This is a genomic window from Paenibacillus sp. OT2-17, assembly GCF_009827695.1.
GTDB classification, from domain to species: Bacteria; Bacillota; Bacilli; order Paenibacillales; family Paenibacillaceae; genus Paenibacillus; species Paenibacillus polymyxa_B.
Window position 1 is genome coordinate 1 of record NZ_WUDQ01001004.1, and the last position, 687, is coordinate 687.

Here is a 687-nt window from a genome sequence, read left to right on the forward strand (position 1 = left end):
AGCTCGCCAGTTGTAGCAGTCGTACCGGGAACTGGTTCAGACGGTAATCCCGGCGATAGGCCGCAGCCGTATTCACCAAGCTGCGATGCTCAATCATGACGCCCTTCGGACGTCCCGTTGTACCGGAGGTGTAGATCACGTACGCCAGATCCTGCGGTTCGTTGATATGCTCGATATCGGTGGTGTCTCCGGTATACAGCGACTCATCGTCCAGCGCCAGCACGGTATGCAGACGCAAGTTCGATACGGATTCGGATGCTGCTTCGCTATTAGATGGCGAATCTGCTGTTCCATTCAGATTTCCATGGAGAGTACCTGATTCCATCGTTTCAGCGCCAGCCGCTGTTTGCAACTCGCCTTCAGACTGCCCTCCGGTCGAGGCCTGTCGGCTTTCATCCAGCCAGACCTGTGCACGCTCCTGCAAGCCCGTTTGGGTCAACAGCACCGTCGCACCACTGTCCTCCAGCATGAAACGAATACGTTCGGACGGATAGTCCGCATCCAGCGGCACATAGGCGCCTCCAGCTTTCCACACGGCCAATACGCCGACCAGCATGTCGACCGAACGTTCACTCAAAATGCCGACAATCGACTCGCGGCCAATACCTTCATTTCGCAGTCTGCGCGCCAATTGGTTCGCACGCTCGTTCAGTGTGCGGTACGTAAGCTGCTGCTCCTCGTACACCA

1 protein-coding gene is annotated in these 687 nt (G+C 56.9%); it reads right to left on the reverse strand.

The features are described 5' to 3' along the window. Window positions 1-687 (reverse strand): AMP-binding protein (locus GRP75_RS28730; protein ID WP_160791086.1); only part of this gene is annotated, 687 nt, incomplete at both ends.